1 protein-coding gene is annotated in these 914 nt (G+C 66.3%); it reads left to right on the top strand.

What is annotated here, in order from left to right; genetic code table 11:
• Positions 1-914, top strand: a 914-nt coding sequence (locus KBX39_RS32070) for a sugar ABC transporter substrate-binding protein (RefSeq protein ID WP_210874174.1), incomplete at its 3' end; no start/stop codon positions are given.

Below are 914 nucleotides of genomic sequence, written 5' to 3'. Positions count from 1 at the left end.
ATGCGCAAGGGCTTCCTCACCTTCGCGGCCGTCGGTCTCCTCGCGACCGGCAGCATGGCCGCCTGCGGTGACAACGGCGGTTCTTCCGACGAGGCCGGCGGCTCCAACGCCAAGAAGCCGAAGATCGGCGTGATCCTGCCGGACAGCAAGTCCTCCGCCCGCTGGGAGGGCGCGGACCGCAAGTACCTCAAGGCGGCGTTCGACGCGGCCGGCGTCGACTCCGACATCCAGAACGCGCAGAACGACAAGACCGCGTTCCAGACCATCGCCGACCAGATGATCACCAGCGGCGTCAACGTCCTGATGATCGTCAACCTGGACTCCGGCACCGGCAAGGCCGTGCTCGACAAGGCCAAGTCGCAGGGCGTCGCGACCATCGACTACGACCGGCTGACCCTGGGCGGCTCCGCCCAGTACTACGTCAGCTTCGACAACGAGGCCGTCGGCAAGCTCCAGGGCGAGGGCCTGAGCAAGTGCCTGACCGACAAGGGCGTCAAGAACCCGTCGATCGCGTACCTCAACGGCTCGCCGACCGACAACAACGCCACCCTGTTCAAGAACGGGTACGACTCGGTGCTCAAGCCGAAGTTCGACTCGAAGGAGTACACCAAGGTCGCCGACGACCCGGTGCCGGCCTGGGACAACGCGCAGGCCGCCACGATCTTCGAGCAGCAGATGACCAAGGCCGGCGGCAAGATCGACGGCGTGCTCGCCGCCAACGACGGTCTCGGCAACGCGGCCATCTCGGTGCTGAAGAAGAACAAGCTCAACGGCAAGGTCCCGGTGACCGGTCAGGACGCCACCAAGGAGGGCCTGCAGAACATCCTCGCCGGTGACCAGTGCATGACCGTCTACAAGGCGGTCAAGAAGGAGGCGGACGCCGCCGCCGAGCTGGCCATCGCGCTCGCCAAGGG

The sequence above is a fragment of the Micromonospora sp. D75 genome (assembly GCF_018070405.1).
Lineage (GTDB): Bacteria > Actinomycetota > Actinomycetes > Mycobacteriales > Micromonosporaceae > Micromonospora > Micromonospora chalcea.
This window is presented reverse-complemented; position numbering and strand designations above follow the sequence as displayed.